We start from the raw sequence: 19507 nt of genomic DNA on the forward strand, positions 1-19507 counted from the left end.
ACTAGATTTTAAAGGCTTGTACGTTTATGTTTGACTAAAACAAAAAACTCTCAACAGTGTCGAGAGCCTTTATTTTGAAACCACAAGTTAAGTAAAACTATTTGAATTAAAATGCAAAAACCCCTGCAAAATTGCAAGGGCTTTTATTTATTAAAAAAGAATTACTTCGTAAAAAGCACTTCCATAATCTTAGTATAAATGGCTGTGTTTTGATAAACTCCTGAAAAATTTTGAGCACCTGCACCATAAGCAAAAACCGGAACCGGAACTGCAGTATGATCGTTTGTACTAAAACTTCCTTGTACATATCCTTTTGAAATGCTCCCATCTATTAAGGAAAGTCCGCCCGTTTCGTGATCGGCTGTTACAATTAAAAGTGTTTCAGGATTTTTATCTACAAATTCCATTGCTTGTCCTACTAATTTATCGAAGTCCAGCATTTCGCGAACCACATATTCCACATTATTTCTATGTCCTCCATAATCGATTTGTGCGCCTTCGGCCATAATAAAAAACGGATTTTTTGTTGCTGAAAAAGTTGTTGTTGCTTTTGCTAAAGATTTAGTTAAAAAATCGCCTCTTCCGTCTTTCATAGAAACTACTGAAGCATCATCTAAAACAATAAATTTTGCATTTTTGATGGTGTCTAAACTGCTGAATTTATCTGAAAATGTATATCCTTTTTCAATCAATATTTTAGACAAATCTTTTCCGTCTTTTCGTTTTATAAATTCATTTTGTCCTCCTCCAATTAAAATATCTGATGGATTTGCTAAAAAATCATTCGCTATTGGTTCGCTATAACTTCTTTCCGGTTGGTGTGCATAAAAAGCGGCCGGAGTTGCATCTGTAATATTTCCTGCAGAAATAATAGCTGTTTTATAATTTTTCTTAGCCAATTGTTGCGTAATTAATTCTAAAGGTTTTTCGTTTTCATCAACGCTAATAAATCTGTTATTGGTTTTATGTCCCGTTGCCATTGCTGTTGCTCCCGCTGCCGAATCTGTAATATAACTGTCTGAAGCTTTGGTTATAGAAAGTCCTTGTGTTGGAATATTGAAAAGGCTTAATTGTCCTTTGTTGGCTGTGTAACCAGAATAAATTTGCGTTAAACCCATTCCGTCACCAATTAAAAGAATAACGTTTTTAGGTTTCTTTTTGGCAAAAGCCGAAGTGTTTTTAGGAACATAAGCCTGATGAAATTCGGCATTTTGATAGAATGTCGATTTTATGTTATTGATGAAATGTGTTAATTCTGAAACATTATCTGTACCAATAAAATCAACTTTTAAATTCATCAGCGTCATCCAGGTATTTACATTATCCTGCGTTGCCCAAAACCTTACTTTTTTATTCTGATCGTGTACTTTTTTAATTACCGATTGAATTTTTTCCAGATCCGTTTGGGTTAAAACTCCTTTACCGTTCCAAACCGTAAATTGCCCTAAATCTTCGCTGATCATTTCGATACGTGATAATTGTTCTGGAGAATAATTTTCGTTGGGTCTTCCGTCAAAATAAATAAATTCAGGAAATTCTTTGTATTGCTCCGGCGAAGGCCTATTTCCCGAAATAACAACTTTAATGTTTTTATTAGCGCTGATTTCCGGATAAGTCTTTAATTGTTCTGCGATTAATTTTAATGTTGCAATCGCATCAGACTTTATGTCGATCATTAAAATTAATGGTTTATTGCTCGCATAAGCTTTTCCTTCTAAATGTCTTACTTTTAAACATAAAGGATCTAGATATAAATTTTTAAGCGTGTTTTGAGGCGCAATATCTTTGGCGTTATGGGCAACAAAAAGCTCATTATTTACGATAAAAACATCTGCTTCGATTACGCCGGTTTCGTTAGAATATGCTCCGTAAAACGGAAGCGCGCTGGCATAATCATTATGAGAATGAATATTTGATGAACTGTATTCCTGCGCTTCTGCAAACAGGAAAAACTGAAGGCAAAAAAGGGTGATTATTTTTTTCATTGAAAAATGGTTTTATTCTTTTAATTAAAGCTAGTAGGTAACTTTATGTAATTTTATTTTCTCATTTTATGTCATCCTGATCCCGAGGCTTCGGGAGAAGGATGACAAACTGTACTTAAACACAAACCAGTCCTTTAAAAAAAGACTGGTTTTTATAATATATAACATTGTTATTTAATTCTTTACAGCTGCAAGTTCCAACCAAACCTGCAGCGTAAAAAATAAAAAAAAAACAAACTAAAAATCATTAATAATTAATAATTGATAATTGATAATTCACAATTAAAAAATTACCATCCTTTGTTTTGAAACAAAGCTCCTTTACTAACTGCAATTTCATCCGGTGGTATTGGCCAAACATGGTGAATAAGCGGATTAAAATTACGTGCAGGATAAATAACGCTTCCGTCATAATGGTGCAATGGTTTCGCATACGCATCTTTAGCATCGCCCCAACGCACTAAATCGTAATGACGATCTGTCCACTCGCCTGCTAACTCACAACGTCTTTCTCTTTTTAAATCAACCATAGTTGCTCCGGAAATATCGCCAAGACCTGCACGATGACGAATCATATTGATTTCTGTATCTGCATTTTGTCCTTTCATCAACTTAGCTTCTGCAAGCATCAAAATCACATCTGCATAACGCAAAAGCGGAACGTTTAAAGCTGTAGAAGGTTTATCTCCGTTTGCATTTACGTAACGAATATCTACGCCGCCAGAACCTGTTTTTGGATAACTAAACGGCTCCATATATTTTTTAAACTGATATCCTGTTCTGTTACTTGAACTTACAATATGGTTTCCTTCATTAAAAGTTACTACTTCTCCAAAATAAGTAAACTTATCTCCTTTTTGTAAAATGGTCGCGCTGCGTCTTTTATCCGTTGGATCATAGGTATCGAATAATTCTTTTGTTGGATAAAAATTTCCCCAGCCGTTATAAACTCCCCATCCTTTATCTTCTAAACAAACTCCCGGAAAAATAGATCCAAGAGACGTATTTTCTGCACTTGAAGTTACAGACCAGATATATTCTGTAGACCAGTTATTCTGAATTTTAAATACGTCTTCAAAATTATCAAGCAATTTGTGTTTTCCGCTGGCAACAATCATGTTTGCATATTTAATAGCGTTGTCCCAATCTTTTGCATATAAATACGTACGCACTAAATATCCCCACGCTGCTGTTTTGTGAGCACGTCCGTAATTATCAGGCGTAAGCTCATTAAAGTATGGCAATAAATCTGCTGCTTTAATTAAATCTGCTGCGATATAGGCGTAGTTTTCTCCAACGTTTTTGGTTCTTGGCACATACACATTTGTTGGGTCGTTTCTGTCCTGAATCGGGATTCCGGCAAGATCATCTCCATAATGGTACGCTAATTCTAAATGCATTACGGCATGATTAAAATAAGCTTCACCCAGCATTCCGTTTTTTGTTTTTTCATCTAAAGGAATATTTGGAATATTACGAATTACATCATTACAACGTTTCATAATTTCGTAGTGAATTCTCCAGATATCTTTTGTATCAGATTCAGATCCGTCTACAATAAAATTTTTGATACGTTCTGCATTTTGTCTTGGTTTTGTCCCGATATCGTCGCTGGCATTATTTAGCCAAAAGAAACCACGACCGTACATATTATCATCTGAATATAAGGCATAAATTGCATTTACTCCCGCTTTTGCATCAGCCGAAGTTTTCCAGAAATTTCCGCTTGACGGAGCTCCTTGCGGAACAACATCAAGTTCGCTTTCGCAAGCTGAAGTGCTTATTAAAAGCACAAAACTCAATAATAAAAGACTTAATTTTTTCATTTTGTTAGTTTTATATTTTTTAAAAAGTAGCATTTACACCTGTCATATAAATACGGGAAAGCGGATATTTACCTAAGTCAAGACCAAAATTGCTAAGTCCAACTTCAGGATCCATTCCTGAATATTTTGTGATTGTGAATAAATTTTGTCCTGAAATAAAAAATCTAAGTTTTGCTTTTCCGTTTAACCAATTATCTTTAACCGTATATCCAATCGAAAGGTTTTTTAATCTGATGAAAGAAGCATCTTCTATATAAAAATCAGAGATTCTTCCGAAGTTATTGTTGTTATCTGTCGATGAAAGTACCGGAATATTAGTATCTGTATTTGTTGGTGACCATGCATCTTTAGAATCTGATAATAAATTATATCCTGGAAAAGAAGCGTTTAAACCTGTATATTTTACTGCATTAAAAACTTTATTTCCTGATACTGCATTAAAGAACACATTCATATCAAAACCTTTATATCTAAAGTTCATGTTTAAGCTATAGGTTGTTTTAGGAAACGGATTTCCAAGAACCACTCTGTCGCTATTGTTAATTACACCATCTCCGTTTACATCTTTAAATTTCATGTCTCCGGCAACTGCATTTGGCTGATACGCTACACCTGAATTGTTTACATAGGCTTTTGCTTCTGCAGTACTTTGAAATAAACCGTCTGTAGAATATCCGTAATAAGCACCAACCGGGCTTCCAACCTGATAAATATTGGCTAAAGGCAAACTACGAACACGGCTAATATTTAAAGGTTCAAGAGAAGTTAAATCATCTTTGATAGATACAATTTTGTTGCTTAAAAATGCCGCATTTGCTGTTATGTCAAATTTAAATTCCCCACGTGTTTTTTGATACGTCAAACTAGCCTCAATACCTTTATTTTCAACATCTCCAGAGTTTACGATTCTACCTTGTGGAGTTCCTGAAACTCCAGGAAGCTGATCACGAACCAACATATCTTTGTTTCTTTTTACATAAGCATCTACAGATCCTGTTAAAGCACTATTCAACATCGTAAAATCCAAACCAATATTGGTTTGCTCAGAGCTTTCCCATTTTAAATTCGGATTTGATAATTCACTTTCTGCATATCCGTAATTGATTGTTGGAACTGATCCTATCAAAGCTGAAGTTTGTACTAAAGGCACACTAAATTGGTATGGTCCAAGATTTCCTAAATTTCCGATTTGTCCCCAACTTGCACGCAGTTTTAAATTGCTTACAATTGGATTTAAACTTTTCATGAATTCTTCTTCAGAAATTAACCAACCTGCAGAAACTGAAGGATAAACTTTCCAACGGTTTTCTGATAAAAGTTTTGAAGTTCCGTCGCGACGAATAATTCCTGAGAATAAATATTTTTGATTGAAATCGTAATTTAACCTTCCAACATACGATGAAATAATCTCATCAGATAAACCTGCAGCTGTTTGTTGAATTAATTTTGCATTCAACAAATAACGCTGAGATGGATCTTCGTTATCAAAACCTGTTCCTTCAATCGTATAAAATTCTCTTTTTGTTTCCTGATACGTATATCCGGCTAAAGCTTTGAAATTGTGTTTTCCAAATGATTTTTCATAAGAAATCGTTTGTTCACCCAATAAATCAGTTGTTGTAATTGACTTTTGTGTTAATCTGTTAAAGTCAAATATTTTTCCAGGCTCTGTAATTTTTACTGCAAAATCTTTTGCATTATCCTGAATTCTGGTATAACCCCAGTTTGATTTTACTTTCAAACCCGGAACAATTTCCCATTCAGCATACGGATTAATCAAAATAGTCGAAATTGGGTTTCTGTTATCTAATCTTTTTAAATAAGCAACCGGATTTACAACGTCTCCGTATGAACCAATATATTTTTCAGGAACTCCACCAAATTGTCCAGAACCATCTTCTCTATATATTGTCGCATTTGGCGGATAAAAAACAGCTGCTAAAATTGCTCCTGTATAACCACTTGATGTATTGGCACTTTGACCGTTTGTTAACGAATAAGATAAATTTTCTCCAACGGTGAAATTTGGTGCCAGTTTAAAAGATGAATTCGCTCTTGCTGTATAACGCTCGCCAAAAGTATTTAATAAAATACCTTCATTTTTTCTATAACTTCCTGAAAGAAAGAAATTAGATTTTTCTGTTTTTCCGTTTATAGAAATAGATAAATCCTGTATTTCTCCGGTTTGGAAAATTTCATCCATCCAGTTTGTTTTGGTTGTTCTTGCAGTTGGTTCGAAAGCAGTATCAAAAGCCGGAATTCTTGGTAATCCAGCATTATCTCTGGCCGTGTTCATCGCGTCTGAATATTCAGCAGCATTTAGAACACCTAATTTTTTAGCTACATTTTGAAAACCTCCCTGATAATTTACATTGACATTGATTCGGTCAGAAATTCCTTTTTTAGACGTAATTAAAATTACACCTCCGGAAGCTCTTGCACCATAAATTGCTGCAGATGCCGCATCTTTCAAAACACTTATCGAAGCAATATCATTTGGGTTTAATGTATTTAGCGAACCGCTGTAAATAATTCCGTCCAAAACAATTAATGGCGTTTCAGCATTCAAAGATCCAATACCACGAATATTGATTGTTGGTTCTGCCGTTGGGTCACCTCCACTATTTATTACCGTTACACCAGCCACAGTTCCCTGCAATAATTCTGATGCACTATTATAAGTTCTGCTTGAAGATTCTTTCATAGAAACTGCACCAACAGCTCCCAAAACTTCATTTTTTTTCACACTTCCATATCCCATAACTACAACTTCCTGCAGTTGTTTCATGTCTGCAACCAGTTTTACTGTAATATCCTGAGATTGTGTTACTTTTACTTCTTGTGTTACGTAACCAACATACGAAAAAACAAGTGTAGCTTCAGTTCCGGTAACTTCCATTTTAAAAGTTCCGTCAAAATCTGTAGATGAAGCTGCATCAGAAGTTTTATCTTTAATTCCAACGCCCGGCAATGGCATATTATCGTCGCCACCGTAAACAGTTCCTGAAATAATAAGTTTGTTTTGGTCTACAGCACCAATTCTTTGATTTTTTTTGATGACAATATTATTGCTTACAATTTCATAGCGAAGCGAAAAATTGCTGCAAATTTTATCCAAAGCCTGTTCTAACGGAACATTACTAAGTTTTAAGCTAATTTTTTGATTGCTATTAATTTGGTTGCTTTCATACATAAAATGTACGTCAACTTGTTTTTCTATTTTTTGAAAAATACTTTTTATACTTTCGTTTTCTACTTTTAATGTAACTCTGTTATTCAGGTCAACATTTCCGGCATTTGCCGCTAGTCCTGTGAAAAATAAAGCAATGAACATAACGACTTTGGCCAAAAGGGCTTTTGTAATGCTCTGGCTTTTTACGACAAACCGCATTTGTTTTTCATTCATAATTTTGATTTTTTGAGTTTGATTTTTTGTTTGTATTGGTGTTTTTCTACGTAGCAATTTTTGTTGAATTTGTATTCTTTCTATCTAGATTTCAATCGAATAACAAATTCATCAGATTTTAAAAATTATTGAATCTTATAAACTCCGGATTCCAGTTTATAATCAGCATTAATTATATTACACACTAAAGCAACAACCTGATTAACCGGAAGTTCTTTGAAATAGGCGCTTATTTTTAGGTTATTTAAATTCTTATTTTTGATTTCGACATCAACATTATAATTTCTATTAATTGTTGCGATGACTTCTGTAAGTGGCGTTTCTTCAAAAACAATGATATTTTTTCGCCATAATGAAATAGAGTTTACCGGAACATCTTTAAAAGCCTGAAGTTTATTGTCGTGAGATTTAAAAACCACTTTCTGACCCGGAGTTACATAAACATTTTCTTCTGTTACAGTCGATTTTACATTTACCCTTCCAGTTAAAACAGAAACTTCTTGTGTGGTTTGATCCGGATAAGCCTGTACATTAAAACTTGTTCCAAGAACTTTTGTATCCATTTTATCAGTGTGAATTATAAAAGGATGCTTTTTGTCTTTGTGCACGTCAAAAAAAGCTTCTCCTGTTAGATACACTTCTCTTGTATCTCCTTTAAATTCTTTTGGATATTTTATAAGACTTCCTGCGTTTAGCCAAATTTGTGTTCCGTCGCTTAAAATTACTTTAGCATGTTCTCCTGCTTTTGTTGCATATTGTTTCGTCTCAATAACCGGAATTGTTGTTTGATATATAAACCACGATAATCCCATTACAAATGCTAATGATGCTGCAACAGCCCAGTTTTTATGCTGAAGAAAAATAACTTTGTTTGTTTTCTTTATTTGTCTTAATTCTTTTTTCAGTTTCGAACGATCTGATTGAATTGCTTCCATATTCTCAAAAACTTCATCGGTACTATCGTACCACTTATTCCACATCTCTTGTCCTTTTGGAGAATATCTCCCATCTAGAAAATGCTTTATTTCTTGTTGTAATTTTTCAGGCATTATAATTTCTTTATCTCTTTAATAGTATGTCTTTGAAATTGAAATTTCAGGTAGGTTGCTTAGGTTACGCTTGTGTTAAGAAAAAATCTTAGACTTATCAATTAGAAAATATTCTAATTAAACTCTCCTAAATAAGTTCGCATGAATTTTAGTGAATATGTAATATGATACTTCACGGTTTCGATGGAAACATTAAGTTCTTCTGCGATTTCTTTATTCGAATAATGTTTAATGCGGCTTAGAATAAAAACTTCTTTTGATTTTTTGGGAAGCAGCATTGTTGCTTTGTCGACGGCTTGCTGCAGTTCATCATAAAAAATAGAATCTTCTGTTGCATTGTGACTGGTGTATTCAACCGTATTTCGGTCTAAAACCTCTTGTATATACTGGTCTGTAACAGAATGTGATTTTATATAATCTAAAGTCATATAACGAACTGACGTGTAGATATAAGCAGCAAAACTCTTTTGAATTAGTATGGTTTTGCGGCGTTCCCAAATGGTGGTAAATACTTCCTGAACAATTTCTTCAGAAATGGGAACTGATTTCATTCTGATGTATACAAAGCGAACCAGTAAATCTCTGTACCTAAAATACAGTTCGTCAAATGCTTTGTCTTTTCCTTGTTTCAATAATTCAACAAGTTCTTCATCTGTAAAACCTTTATACATAATACTTCACTTTTATATTATTTGTCCAAAAAAGGGCTGCTAACAGAACAGTTATTTTGCGAAGTATTCTTATTTTTAAAAATGACATATACTACAATAGTTTGTTTTATAATATGTCTTCAAAAATAGAAATGAGGGTAGGTCAACAAGGTTACGTTTACATTAATAAAACAGCCTTATTATAAAACATTGTATTAACATTTAAGGCGCTGTGTTACCAATCTTTTTTATTATATATTAGCCCTATACTATTTCTTTTAAACAGATGAAAAAAAAGCTTTCGATACTTGCCCTAGTGCTTTTTTATATGTTTTGCGTGAATAAAAGCAAAGATTCGGATAATAAAAAAGTTTCAATTAAACATACCGGACCTGTAGCCATTTTTAAATGGGGAACAGAAAGTTCTGAAAATGTTGGGGTTTATGATCCTCAGAAATATTCTGTACAAGAAATAAAAAACACCTATGCTTTATGGTTTCCTTATTTTGGATATCATTTAGAAACAGATGCATATTTTGAGTCTATAGAGGATCTTGAAAATTTAAACATTAAAAAACTAACCCGCGAATACACTGTTAAAAAGGCTTTACTGAATAGAAAAGTAGTGCCTCTTCCGTATTGGGAAAAATTAAAAACTAAAAGGCTCAAAGAACTGAACGATGAATATGAGTTATATAAAATTACAATGATGGCCTATTCAGATCCATCTGTTTTGCTTCATAATAAATATTCGTCAAAATGTTCAGAATATAGTAAAGCTTTGACATCTAAGAATAATGGAGTACTTTTAAATGCCTGGATAACTCTTACTGAAATGCGTAAAAATGATGCTGTATCTCCTGAAAAAATAATGGAAGATTATACTAAGGCATACCATTCTAAATATCGTTTATTACATGCAAGAATGGACTTACTTACTTATGGATGGTTAGATTGTGCAGAAGGCCCGCAACCGACATCCGATGATAGCGTTATTGAAAGAGAGTTTGACACTATTTTTATTAGTGTTGAAAAAAAATCAGCTAACGTAAATTAAAAATAAAATTAGTTTATATAAAAAAAGCCCGACTCAAAAAGAATCGGGCTTTTTCATTCATAAATTATAAGAAAAAAATAAATTATTGTTTTTCTAAAATTGTGATCATTTTCTCTGCAACTCCTTTGGCAGAAGCCGGATTTTGACCTGTTACGATATTACCGTCAGCAATACTGTTAGCAGACCAAGGTGCAGCGGCATGAAATATTGCACCTTGATTGGTTAATGCAGTTTGAAGGAAGAAAGGAACATCTGTTTTAGCATAATTCTCTTCTTCTTCATCCGTAAATGAGGCAATATTTTTGCCATTTACAATAAAACTTCCGTCACTTAATTTAACGTTCAGTAACGATACAGGACCGTGACACACAGCGCCTACAACTGCCTGACGTTCATAGGTTTCTTTAATTACTTGTTTAAGAAGCGGATTTTCCGGCATATCGACCATTGGCGCAAGACCTCCGGGAACAAAAATAGCATCGTAAGCACTAACATCTACATCTGAAAGTTTAACGGCTTTTTGCATTGCTGCCCATCCTTTGCCTGTTAAAAAAGCCAGGTTTTGAGGATCATCTGCTAAATTAAGCGCGTCTAAATATGGAGTATCTCCGGTTAAGCTGGCAAAATCTATTTGATAATTTACAGCGTCAAATTCAGCATAAGGATGTGCTACTTCTGGTAAAAAAATCCCTGTTCTTCTGTTGTTTGGTCCAATTGCATTGGCATTTGAAACAATTATTAATACTTTTTTCATGATTTTAAAATTTTAAAATTTATAATTAGATAATAAATTGATTTTGGTTTACACTAGTTTATTTACAACAAGCACTTCACGATTTTCTAAATGTGGAAGTATTTTTCCAACCACAATTTCCTGATAGTGTTCTGAGTCTTTATGGGCTTGCACCGCATGTTCATCTACATATCGTTCATGTAGTATAAGTTCGTTCGGATTACTTTCTGACTGATAAATGGCGTAGTAAGTATTTCCTTTTTCATTCTTGGTTTTTTCTGCAAGTGCAGGAAGAAATTTCAGAATTTCATTTGTTTCGGTTTCTTTGATTTTCCATTTTACGATAAGTTCTTTTTCCATAATTTTAATTTTTTATTGTTGTTAATTGAAGCTGATTTTATAGTACAAAGTTCTATTCTTAAAAGTGTAAAAAAATTGATGTATGGTAAGAAAGGAATTGTTTAATCGTTGAATCGTTGAATCGTTGAATCTTATGATCTTTAAATTTTTCAATTTTTCAATCTTTTAATCTTTCAATCTACTAACTAACAGCAACTTATTTACAGGACAAATTTCCAACTTTAGTTTCTTGTAAAAATTGATGTATGGTAATAAATGAAAATCAGGCTCATTTTGAAATACAATAATTTGAATATTTAAAACCGTTTAAAAACAAAAAAGGATAGCGTTTTAGGCTATCCTGATGTATTATTTATTTGAAAAAAGTAAAATTATAGTACAGTTATTTTTTAGCTAATTCGTTTCTAACCCTGCTTAGGCTTTCTGTAGTAATGCCAAGGTATGAAGCTAAATGGTAATTTTTGATGTGTTTTTCGATATTTGGATAGGATTTCAAAAACCTTAAATATTTTTCTTCTGCAGATAATGCCAAATCCGATAAAATTCTTTTTTGGTAACTCCCGAAAAAGCGTTCCATTTTAATCCTGAAAAAACTTTCGATTTGTGGTACATCTTTATAAAGTTGTTCCATACTTTCTTTCGAGATTTTAAAAATGGTGGCGTCCTTAACACAATCGATATAAAACATCGATTTTTCACCTGTAAAAAAAGCAGTGTAATCACTAATCCACCAATCGTTGATGGCGAATTGCAGTGTATATTCTTTTCCGTTTTCGGTAATAAAATAAGTTCTTAAACAACCGTCAAAAACAAAATACTGATAAGGAACCAATTCTCCCGGAGTTAGCAAAACGGTACCTTTTTCTACAAAAATTTCTGTGAATTTATTTTCGGCTATCGCTATTTGAGATGAAGAAAACTCAATTCCCTTAAAAATATCTTTGATGGTACATTTTTGCATAAGACATTTGTTGATATTATAAATAGCTGTTAAGTAAGTATAAAACAAATGTAATAATTAGCAAGGATTTAAAATAAAAAAGGGCAATCTTAAAATTGCCCTTTTACTCTTTTTATTACGCTTTAAGCGAATTCATATCGATTACAAAGCGGTAACGAACATCGCTTTTCAGCATTCTTTCGTAAGCTTCATTGATATCCTGCATTTTGATAATTTCAATTTCTGAAACAATATTATGTTTTCCACAAAAATCAAGCATTTCCTGCGTTTCAGCGATTCCGCCAATTACAGAACCTGCTACAGATTTTCTGCCCATAATCATTGGTACAGAATTTAAAAACGGATCTAATGGCCCTAAATAACCCACTAAAACCAAAGTTCCGTTAATGTTTAAAGTGGTAACATACGGATTAACATCGTGAATCGTAGGAACGGTATCAATAATTAAATCAAATTTTCCGCCAACTGATTTCATCTGATTTGCATCAGTTGAAATAACTACCGCATCTGCTCCTAATTCTAAAGCATCTTTTTCTTTATCCGGAGTTCTTGAAAACAGCGTAACTTCAGCACCTAAACTTTTAGCCAGTTTAATAGCCATGTGTCCAAGTCCGCCCAAACCAACAACGGCTACTTTAGTACCTTTTCCAACATTCCAATGTCTTAATGGCGACCATGTTGTAATTCCTGCACAAAGTAATGGCGCCACAGCGGCCAAATCTAAGTTCGATGGAATTTTTAATGCAAAATGTTCATCAACAACTACTTTTTCAGAATAACCACCAAAAGTATGTCCGCCAATATGTTTGTCTTTACCGTTATAAGTTCCGGTAAATCCATTTAAGCAATATTGTTCAAGATCTTGTTTACAGCTTTCGCAAGTGTGGCAAGAATCAACAAGACAACCTACTCCGGCCAAATCACCTACTTTTAGTTTTGTTACTTCACTTCCAACCCTGCTTACTCTGCCCACAATTTCGTGACCCGGAACTGCAGGATATTGTGTTCCTCCCCAATCGTTTCGTGCCGTATGCAAATCAGAATGGCAAACGCCACAGTATAAAATTTCTATCTCGATATCTTTTGCCAAAACTTCTCTACGCGCAATAGTCATGTGCCCTAAATCTGCATCTGCCGCCGTTGTACCAAATGCTTTTACGTTACTTGTATTCATATTCTCCAATTTAAATTATTTAATAATAGTAAAGTTAGTTGTGCTTCGTCTCATGAAATAATAGAAAAGAAACATTTACTTAAGAAATTCAAATAATTTCCCTTTCATGTAAATATAAGAAAAATCATTCATTTAAAACAAGATTCAATTTCTTCTTACATCTTTCCTCTTGCATCTTTCTTCTTTATTCTCTCTTCTATACTCTTGCCTCTTTCTTCTATAATCTTATTTCCCAACTGCTTTTTGAAACTGTGCCGGATAACGATCTCCTTGTATTGTAGTCTGAGCAAAAGCATCATCAATTTTTTTAACATCTGCGACAGACAAATTAATAGATGCTCCGCCAATGTTTTCTATTAATCGGTGTGATTTTGTTGTACCCGGAATTGGTGCTATCCAAGGTTTTTGAGCCAACAACCAGCCTAATGCGATTTGTGCAGGAGTTGCACCTTTTTGAGAAGCAATTGCTGCCAATAAATCAACTAGTTTTTGATTTGCTATTCTGTTTTCTTCACTAAAACGAGGCAAATTATTTCTAAAATCAGTGCTCTCAAATTTTGTATCCTGATTAATTGCTCCTGTTAAAAATCCTCTTCCAAGCGGACTAAACGGAACAAAACCAATTCCCAGTTCTTCAAGTGTTGGTAAAATTTCTAATTCCGGTTCTCTCCACCAAATCGAATATTCGCTTTGTAAAGCTGATACAGGCTGAACTGCGTGCGCTTTTCGTATGGATGAAACACCCGCTTCTGAAAGCCCGAAGTATTTTACTTTTCCTTCCTGAATAAGATCTTTAACCGTTCCGGCAACATCCTCCATCGGAACATTTGGATCTACTCTGTGTTGGTAAAATAAATCAATAACATCTGTTTTTAAACGTCTTAACGATTCTTTAGCAACAGCTCTGATATTTTCCGGGCGGCTGTCTTGTCCGTTAAGTGCGTTTCCACCTTTAAAACCAAATTTAGTAGCAATAACAACTTCTTTTCTAAACGGGCTCAAGGCTTCCCCAACTAATTCTTCATTCGCAATTCCGTAAGCTTCAGCAGTATCAAAAAAAGTAATTCCTTTTTCGTACGCTTCTCTGATTAATTTTATAGCGTCTTGTTTATCCATTGCCTGACCATAAGCAAAGCTTAATCCCATGCAACCCAATCCTAAGGCAGAAACTTCTAATCCCTGAGTTCCTAATATTCTCTTTTCCATAATCTTATTTTTGATATTAATTTTTATTTAAAATGTGGTTGCTACGGATTTTAGTATAATCCAATTCCCGTTGCGCATTTCCAGTTCCATTCTCTGTTGCAGATGCCATTTGTTTCTTGTTCCCCAAATTCTGGCATCTAAGATATTCTGACCAATAAAAACGGCCTTATTCCCAATAATTTCTACTGATGTTTTTACCTCAGAATAGGAATAATATTTCATTCGCTCCGTTTCAATTTCTGAAAACCATTCTTCTTTAGACTGCACATATCCTGTAATGTGCGTGAGTGTAAAATCTTTATCAACAATTTTGTTAATTTCTACTGTATTCCTGTCAATCATCAACTGAGTAAGTTGGCGGGTTACATCCATAACTTGCGATTTATTATTCTCTATATTATTTATTTCCATACTTAATGTGTAATCTCTCTAACATTTTGACAGTACAAATTTCCTTCAATAATGATATCTAATTGTATACGGATTACTGATATGATTACCATTTTTACTGATTTGGGGAATCAGACTAAGTTATTAACAATCTGAGTATTATCTTTACAGTACAATTTAAGGAAATTAGAAATGGAACATATTATAAAACTCGAAAAAGTTGCTCAATACAATAAATTGAAAGATGTTGAAAATCAGCATCCATTGATAAGTGTCTTTGATAATTCTAATGGAAAATCATTACCAAACCATACCCGAATGCATTTTGGTTTTTATGCTATTTTTTTAAAATACGGGATTTGCGGCGAATTAAAATACGGACGTAATAATTATGATTATGAAGAAGGGACAATGGTTTTTGTTGCGCCCGGACAAGTGCTTGAAGTAAATAATGCAGAAGATTATAAACCAACAGGATTAGTACTGCTGTTTCATCCTGATTTGATAAAAGGAATTACATTGGCAAAAAACATGAATCAATATTCTTTCTTTTCTTATGATTCTCATGAAGCGCTTCATTTATCATTAAAAGAACAGGAAATAATAAAAGATTTGTTTAGCAAATTAGAATATGAATTAAGTCAATCTGTTGATAAACATAGTAAAAGCATTATAAGCAATAATATCGAATTGCTTTTAAATTATTGCGTACGTTTTTATGACAGGCAATTTATAACCCGTGAAAACATCAATACCGATATTTTATCAAAATTTGAAAATCTGCTAAACGATTATTTTGTGTCTGAAAATCCACAAGATTCAGGCTTGCCTTCAGTTGGATATTTTGCAGATCATTTAAATCTTTCTCCTAATTATTTTGGAGATTTAATCAAAAAAGAAACGGGAAAATCTGCACAGGAACATATTCAGTTGAAATTAATAAATATGGCTAAGGAAAGGATTTTCGATACAAATAAGTCTGTGAGCCAAATAGCATTTGAATTGGGATTTAAATATCCACAGCATTTTAACCGAATGTTTAAAAAAAATACCGGTTATACTCCTATTGAATATAGAAGTCTGAACTGAAAAGTTTCAGGTTTCAAGTTTGAAATGAGAAATTAACCGCAAAGTTTTTTCGCAGAGTTAGATCTACACAAAGCTTTGCACAGTTTACGGCAAACCTGAAACGTGAAACTTAAAACCTGAAACTTTATAATAATAACTTATCTAAACAATGTTATCGTATCGGTTAGGTTTTCTCTAGTGATGAATGCGGTTATAAATTCCTGAACTTCATTGGTAGTGCCTTTTGCGGTTTCAAAAGAATTGATATGAAATTCGTCATCCTGATCCAGTATGTGTATTATTTGAGTATAACCCTTTGAGATTAAACTGCCTTTTAATTTAATTATATTGAATTGTTGCTGACCATCTAACTCTTTGCGAACTTTTAGTTTTATAGCTTTTTCCATAGTAAATATCTTTTAGATTAATAAGCCAATAATTAATCCAAATATAACTATTAATTAAATTGACCTCATGTTAAAAATATAGTTATAAAACACTATTTATCAACATTTTAATAAACAAATTCAAAGAATTCATATTGTAAAATTATCCTCTGAAAGCATCTAAAAATAAGCGTTTTTAAAAATTTACAACAACAAATTATCAACGTTTTCTTCAAATAACAATTTTTCGTTTTTAAAAATCAGGCATAAAAAAAAGAGCTGTTGGCAAAAACAGCTCTTATAGGTTTTTCAAATAGAATACAAGCTTACTAATTCATTATATTTAAAAATAAAGGCTAAGTGAAAAACCGGTAATATTTTGAAACAATTCGATATTATTTTGAAGTGCTTTTCGTTTTAGATTTCATAATTACTTCAACTGTTTTTGGTGCTGTAAAAAACTGTTTTGCAAAAGCTTTCAAATCTTCAGCGTTTATTTCGTTCAGCGTTTTCTTGTAAATAACATCGTCTTTAAATTCTTCGTTGTTCAACATCATATTATTTAAATTGCTGAGCCAAAATCCGTTTGTCAAAACTTTCTCTGCTCTCGATTTTAATATCGTGTTTTTAATCGATTGAATATCTTCTTCCTTTACCTCTTTTTTCTGCATCAAATCGATTTGTTCGTAAACAATTTTTGTCAGCTTTTCTTCTTTCTCAGGATCACTGTCAAAATTTATAGTCATCGAATATTCATCTTTAGGAAGTTTACTTGTTGATGATCCCACATGTACGCCATAACTTCCGCCCTCTTCTTCCCGAATTAAATCCAGATATTTTTTAGACAATAATTCAGATAAAATGTAAAGACAGAAACCATTTTTATAAGTGTATGGAAATTGATTTACAAATTTGATATAAACACTTGCCTTTGGAACATTCATTTCCCGAACCAATAATTGTTTCGAAATTCCGGCAGCCGGTTCGATATGATTGTCTGCAAAATTTTCTTTTTTATTGATATCCGATGAAATGCTTCCAATATATTTTTCAATTAATGAAAGTGTATTCTCAGGAAGATTTCCGGTAAAAACAAAAGTAAAATCTGAAGCGTTCTGAATTCTTTCTTTATAAATTTCTGATGCTTTTTCGAAACTCAATTGATTTATAAATTCGTTATTAAAAAGCGGAACTCTTTTGTTATGATTTGAAGTCAGTTGCGAAATTGTATCCTGAAAAATTTTCGGATTCGTATTTAATGTATTTTCTAATGAATTACTAAAACCGGTCAGCATTCTTCCGTACGAATCTTTATCAAATCTCGGATGTTCAAAATACAGATAAAGCAATTGCAGTAAAGTTTCGATATCTTTTTGATTACCTGAACCTTTAAAACCTTCTGTTAATTCTGTTATATAAGGTTTCAGATTTACAATTTTCCCGTTGAGTTTGTCTTGTAAATCAGTACTCCTAAAAGCACCTAAACCTGAATTTTCTACCAAACCAACTGCAATTTGCGAAGACGGAATATCTTCTGCTTTTATCAAAGAATTTCCTCCTTTGCTAAAAGCCGAAAACAAAACTTCATCTTTTGCCAAAGTTGTTGGATACAAAATAATCTTTGCGCCATTACTTAAAACATAACCTTTTGCTCCAGTGATTCCGGCAACCGCAAATTCTTTTGAAACTACTGCACCTTTCAGTTCTTCTTTAATTAAAGGTTCATCAGTAATGGTTTCTTTATATTTCTCCAAAGGCATTCCCTTTACCTCTTTTATGATCGTTACATAATCATTTTTTGATGGATAAATAATACCTGTTTTGTCAGGCCCTGTAACCGTTAAAACTACATTGTCAGCAGTTTGAAGTTTTTTAACGGCTTCATTTACATCAGAAATTGTAATAGCCTGCAATCTGTTTTTTATGTTCTCATATTGTTTTTGTACACTTTCAAACGGAGTTGCTTTCAAAAAGTAATTCACTAATTCTTCAGACAATTCATCGCTGTTTATTTTGTCTTTATTTTGAAGTAAATCTTCGTAATAACTTAAAATACTTTCTTTGTTACGATCCAGTTCTTTCTGCGTAAATCCATAGCGAACTGCACGTTCTGTTTCGATCATCATTTCTTTGAAACCTTCTTTTGTTTTATTGTTTTTAGGAACAACATACAAACTGTAAGAATCTGTTAATCTGGAAATTTCTGAAGCTCCGGTCGCCATATTAAGAACAGCAGTTTCATTATTTTGAATAAATTCCTGATAACGTCTGTTCATCATATCGGCACATAACGAATTGATTAAATCTCTTTTAATCGTTTCATTATTTTTTACTTTATCAAAATCCCTTTTAAAATAAAGAACAATCGAGGTTTCCTGCGCTTCTTTGTCTTTTGCCAGAACATATTCCATTTCCTTATTTTTAGGAACAGGAACATAATAACGTTCAGCTGCATTTTTAGGCATTTCTATAGTCTGGAAAAGAGCAATGATTTTTTGTTCAACCTCTTTTACATCAATATCTCCAACTACAATAACAGATTGTAAATCTGGTCGGTACCATTTTTTATAATAATCCCTAAGTACTTTATAATCAAAATTATTAATGATATTTAAATCGCCAATAACATCTCTTTTGGTATATTTAGAACCTTTGTAAAGTGTTTTGTCTGTCTCTAAACGCAATCTGAATTCTGAGTTGCGTCGCGTGCGCCATTCTTCTCTGATTACGCCACGTTCAGCATCAATTTCAGTATCTTTTAAAGAGAGAAAACCAGACCAATCGTGCAATACCAAAAGACAGGAATCGATTAATTTAGCATCTGTAGAAGGTACATTGCTTAAATTATAAACCGTTTGATCCTGCGCCGTGTAAGCGTTGATATCGGCACCAAAACGAACTCCTTTTTTCTCCAGCATATCGATAATGCCTTTACCTTCAAAGTTTTGAGTTCCGTTAAAAGCCATGTGCTCCAGGAAATGCGCTAATCCATTTTGATTGTCATTTTCTAAAATTGCTCCCACATTTTGAGCAAAGTAAAAACTCACACGATCTTTAGGCCATTCATTATGAAGCACATAATACTTCATTCCGTTTTTTAATGTTCCCGATGCTACTTCTTCGTTTAACGGAATCGTAGTCGAAAATTGTGCTGTACTTTTTAATCCGATAAAAAGAATAAAAAGCAGGTATTTTGATTGAAAAATTTTCATTTGATATTTTTTTTCTTTGTGGTTTACTGAAGGCTATTTTAAGT

The 19507-nt window shown here is 33.0% G+C and carries 15 protein-coding genes; 2 read left to right on the plus strand and 13 right to left on the minus strand.

Going from position 1 to position 19507, the window contains the following annotated elements:
- Nucleotides 1–161 precede the first annotated feature (161 nt).
- The 5 genes from GKZ86_RS08035 to GKZ86_RS08055 form a co-directional block, all read right to left on the minus strand.
- Nucleotides 162–1985, minus strand: coding sequence for an alkaline phosphatase (locus tag GKZ86_RS08035; RefSeq protein ID WP_154782596.1), 1824 nt, complete (start codon nt 1983–1985; stop codon nt 162–164).
- Between the two features lie 290 nt (nt 1986–2275).
- Nucleotides 2276–3811, minus strand: coding sequence for a RagB/SusD family nutrient uptake outer membrane protein (locus tag GKZ86_RS08040; RefSeq protein ID WP_154782597.1), 1536 nt, complete (start codon nt 3809–3811; stop codon nt 2276–2278).
- Nucleotides 3812–3830: 19 nt separating this feature from the next.
- Nucleotides 3831–7217, minus strand: a complete 3387-nt coding sequence (locus tag GKZ86_RS08045; RefSeq protein WP_154782598.1) for a SusC/RagA family TonB-linked outer membrane protein — start codon at nt 7215–7217, stop codon at nt 3831–3833.
- A gap of 125 nt (nt 7218–7342) precedes the next feature.
- The gene (locus tag GKZ86_RS08050) at nt 7343–8266 is read right to left on the minus strand and encodes a FecR family protein (RefSeq protein ID WP_154782599.1); all 924 of its coding nucleotides are present in this window, start codon (nt 8264–8266) and stop codon (nt 7343–7345) included.
- A 113-nt stretch (nt 8267–8379) separates the two neighbouring features.
- Entirely contained in the window at nt 8380–8937 is a 558-nt protein-coding gene (locus GKZ86_RS08055; protein ID WP_154782600.1) for an RNA polymerase sigma-70 factor, read from the minus strand.
- A 265-nt stretch (nt 8938–9202) separates the two neighbouring features.
- Between GKZ86_RS08055 and GKZ86_RS08060 the strand changes: the two genes are divergently transcribed.
- The gene (locus GKZ86_RS08060; RefSeq protein WP_154782601.1) at nt 9203–9973 is read left to right on the plus strand and encodes a hypothetical protein; all 771 of its coding nucleotides are present in this window, start codon (nt 9203–9205) and stop codon (nt 9971–9973) included.
- A gap of 82 nt (nt 9974–10055) precedes the next feature.
- Here the strand turns inward: GKZ86_RS08060 and GKZ86_RS08065 are convergent, their stop codons facing one another.
- From GKZ86_RS08065 to GKZ86_RS08090, 6 genes are all read right to left on the minus strand, one after another.
- Nucleotides 10056–10727 (minus strand): type 1 glutamine amidotransferase domain-containing protein, encoded by a 672-nt coding sequence (locus tag GKZ86_RS08065; protein ID WP_154782602.1) that lies wholly within the window; start codon nt 10725–10727, stop codon nt 10056–10058.
- A gap of 48 nt (nt 10728–10775) precedes the next feature.
- A complete protein-coding gene (locus GKZ86_RS08070; RefSeq protein WP_154782603.1) occupies nt 10776–11066 on the minus strand; it encodes a putative quinol monooxygenase in 291 nt (96 codons plus the stop codon).
- A 382-nt stretch (nt 11067–11448) separates the two neighbouring features.
- The gene (locus tag GKZ86_RS08075; RefSeq protein ID WP_154782604.1) at nt 11449–12027 is read right to left on the minus strand and encodes a Crp/Fnr family transcriptional regulator; all 579 of its coding nucleotides are present in this window, start codon (nt 12025–12027) and stop codon (nt 11449–11451) included.
- 115 nt (nt 12028–12142) lie between these two features.
- Complete coding sequence (locus GKZ86_RS08080) at nt 12143–13201, minus strand: NAD(P)-dependent alcohol dehydrogenase (RefSeq protein ID WP_154782605.1); 1059 nt, start codon at nt 13199–13201, stop codon at nt 12143–12145.
- Nucleotides 13202–13426: 225 nt separating this feature from the next.
- Entirely contained in the window at nt 13427–14407 is a 981-nt protein-coding gene (locus tag GKZ86_RS08085) for an aldo/keto reductase (protein WP_154782606.1), read from the minus strand.
- 27 nt (nt 14408–14434) lie between these two features.
- Nucleotides 14435–14818 (minus strand): nuclear transport factor 2 family protein, encoded by a 384-nt coding sequence (locus GKZ86_RS08090; protein ID WP_154782607.1) that lies wholly within the window; start codon nt 14816–14818, stop codon nt 14435–14437.
- Nucleotides 14819–14989: 171 nt separating this feature from the next.
- Here GKZ86_RS08090 and GKZ86_RS08095 point away from each other — a divergent pair, with 171 nt between their 5' ends.
- Entirely contained in the window at nt 14990–15886 is an 897-nt protein-coding gene (locus GKZ86_RS08095) for an AraC family transcriptional regulator (RefSeq protein WP_154782608.1), read from the plus strand.
- Nucleotides 15887–16023: 137 nt separating this feature from the next.
- On the opposite strand, the gene GKZ86_RS08100 is transcribed toward GKZ86_RS08095, so the two are convergent.
- Both GKZ86_RS08100 and GKZ86_RS08105 read right to left on the minus strand, forming a co-directional pair.
- Complete coding sequence (locus GKZ86_RS08100) at nt 16024–16272, minus strand: hypothetical protein (RefSeq protein ID WP_154782609.1); 249 nt, start codon at nt 16270–16272, stop codon at nt 16024–16026.
- 374 nt (nt 16273–16646) lie between these two features.
- Entirely contained in the window at nt 16647–19463 is a 2817-nt protein-coding gene (locus GKZ86_RS08105) for a pitrilysin family protein (protein ID WP_154782610.1), read from the minus strand.
- Between the last annotated feature and the right edge of the window lie 44 nt (nt 19464–19507).

Origin of the sequence: Flavobacterium sp. LC2016-13 (assembly GCF_009707955.1) — a bacterium.
GTDB lineage: Bacteria > Bacteroidota > Bacteroidia > Flavobacteriales > Flavobacteriaceae > Flavobacterium.

Bases quoted from the DNA above. Each gene is read 5' to 3' on its own strand.
- GKZ86_RS08100 (WP_154782609.1), bottom strand. From the start codon at position 16,272: ATGGAAAAAGCTATAAAACTAAAAGTTCGCAAAGAGTTAGATGGTCAG.
- GKZ86_RS08035 (WP_154782596.1), bottom strand. From the start codon at position 1,985: ATGAAAAAAATAATCACCCTTTTTTGCCTTCAGTTTTTCCTGTTTGCA.
- GKZ86_RS08055 (WP_154782600.1), bottom strand. From the start codon at position 8,937: ATGTATAAAGGTTTTACAGATGAAGAACTTGTTGAATTATTGAAACAA.
- GKZ86_RS08090 (WP_154782607.1), bottom strand. From the start codon at position 14,818: ATGGAAATAAATAATATAGAGAATAATAAATCGCAAGTTATGGATGTA.
- GKZ86_RS08065 (WP_154782602.1), bottom strand. From the start codon at position 10,727: ATGAAAAAAGTATTAATAATTGTTTCAAATGCCAATGCAATTGGACCA.
- GKZ86_RS08075 (WP_154782604.1), bottom strand. From the start codon at position 12,027: ATGCAAAAATGTACCATCAAAGATATTTTTAAGGGAATTGAGTTTTCT.
- GKZ86_RS08105 (WP_154782610.1), bottom strand. From the start codon at position 19,463: ATGAAAATTTTTCAATCAAAATACCTGCTTTTTATTCTTTTTATCGGA.
- GKZ86_RS08085 (WP_154782606.1), bottom strand. From the start codon at position 14,407: ATGGAAAAGAGAATATTAGGAACTCAGGGATTAGAAGTTTCTGCCTTA.
- GKZ86_RS08070 (WP_154782603.1), bottom strand. From the start codon at position 11,066: ATGGAAAAAGAACTTATCGTAAAATGGAAAATCAAAGAAACCGAAACA.
- GKZ86_RS08050 (WP_154782599.1), bottom strand. From the start codon at position 8,266: ATGCCTGAAAAATTACAACAAGAAATAAAGCATTTTCTAGATGGGAGA.
- GKZ86_RS08080 (WP_154782605.1), bottom strand. From the start codon at position 13,201: ATGAATACAAGTAACGTAAAAGCATTTGGTACAACGGCGGCAGATGCA.
- GKZ86_RS08045 (WP_154782598.1), bottom strand. From the start codon at position 7,217: ATGAATGAAAAACAAATGCGGTTTGTCGTAAAAAGCCAGAGCATTACA.
- GKZ86_RS08060 (WP_154782601.1), top strand. From the start codon at position 9,203: ATGAAAAAAAAGCTTTCGATACTTGCCCTAGTGCTTTTTTATATGTTT.
- GKZ86_RS08095 (WP_154782608.1), top strand. From the start codon at position 14,990: ATGGAACATATTATAAAACTCGAAAAAGTTGCTCAATACAATAAATTG.
- GKZ86_RS08040 (WP_154782597.1), bottom strand. From the start codon at position 3,811: ATGAAAAAATTAAGTCTTTTATTATTGAGTTTTGTGCTTTTAATAAGC.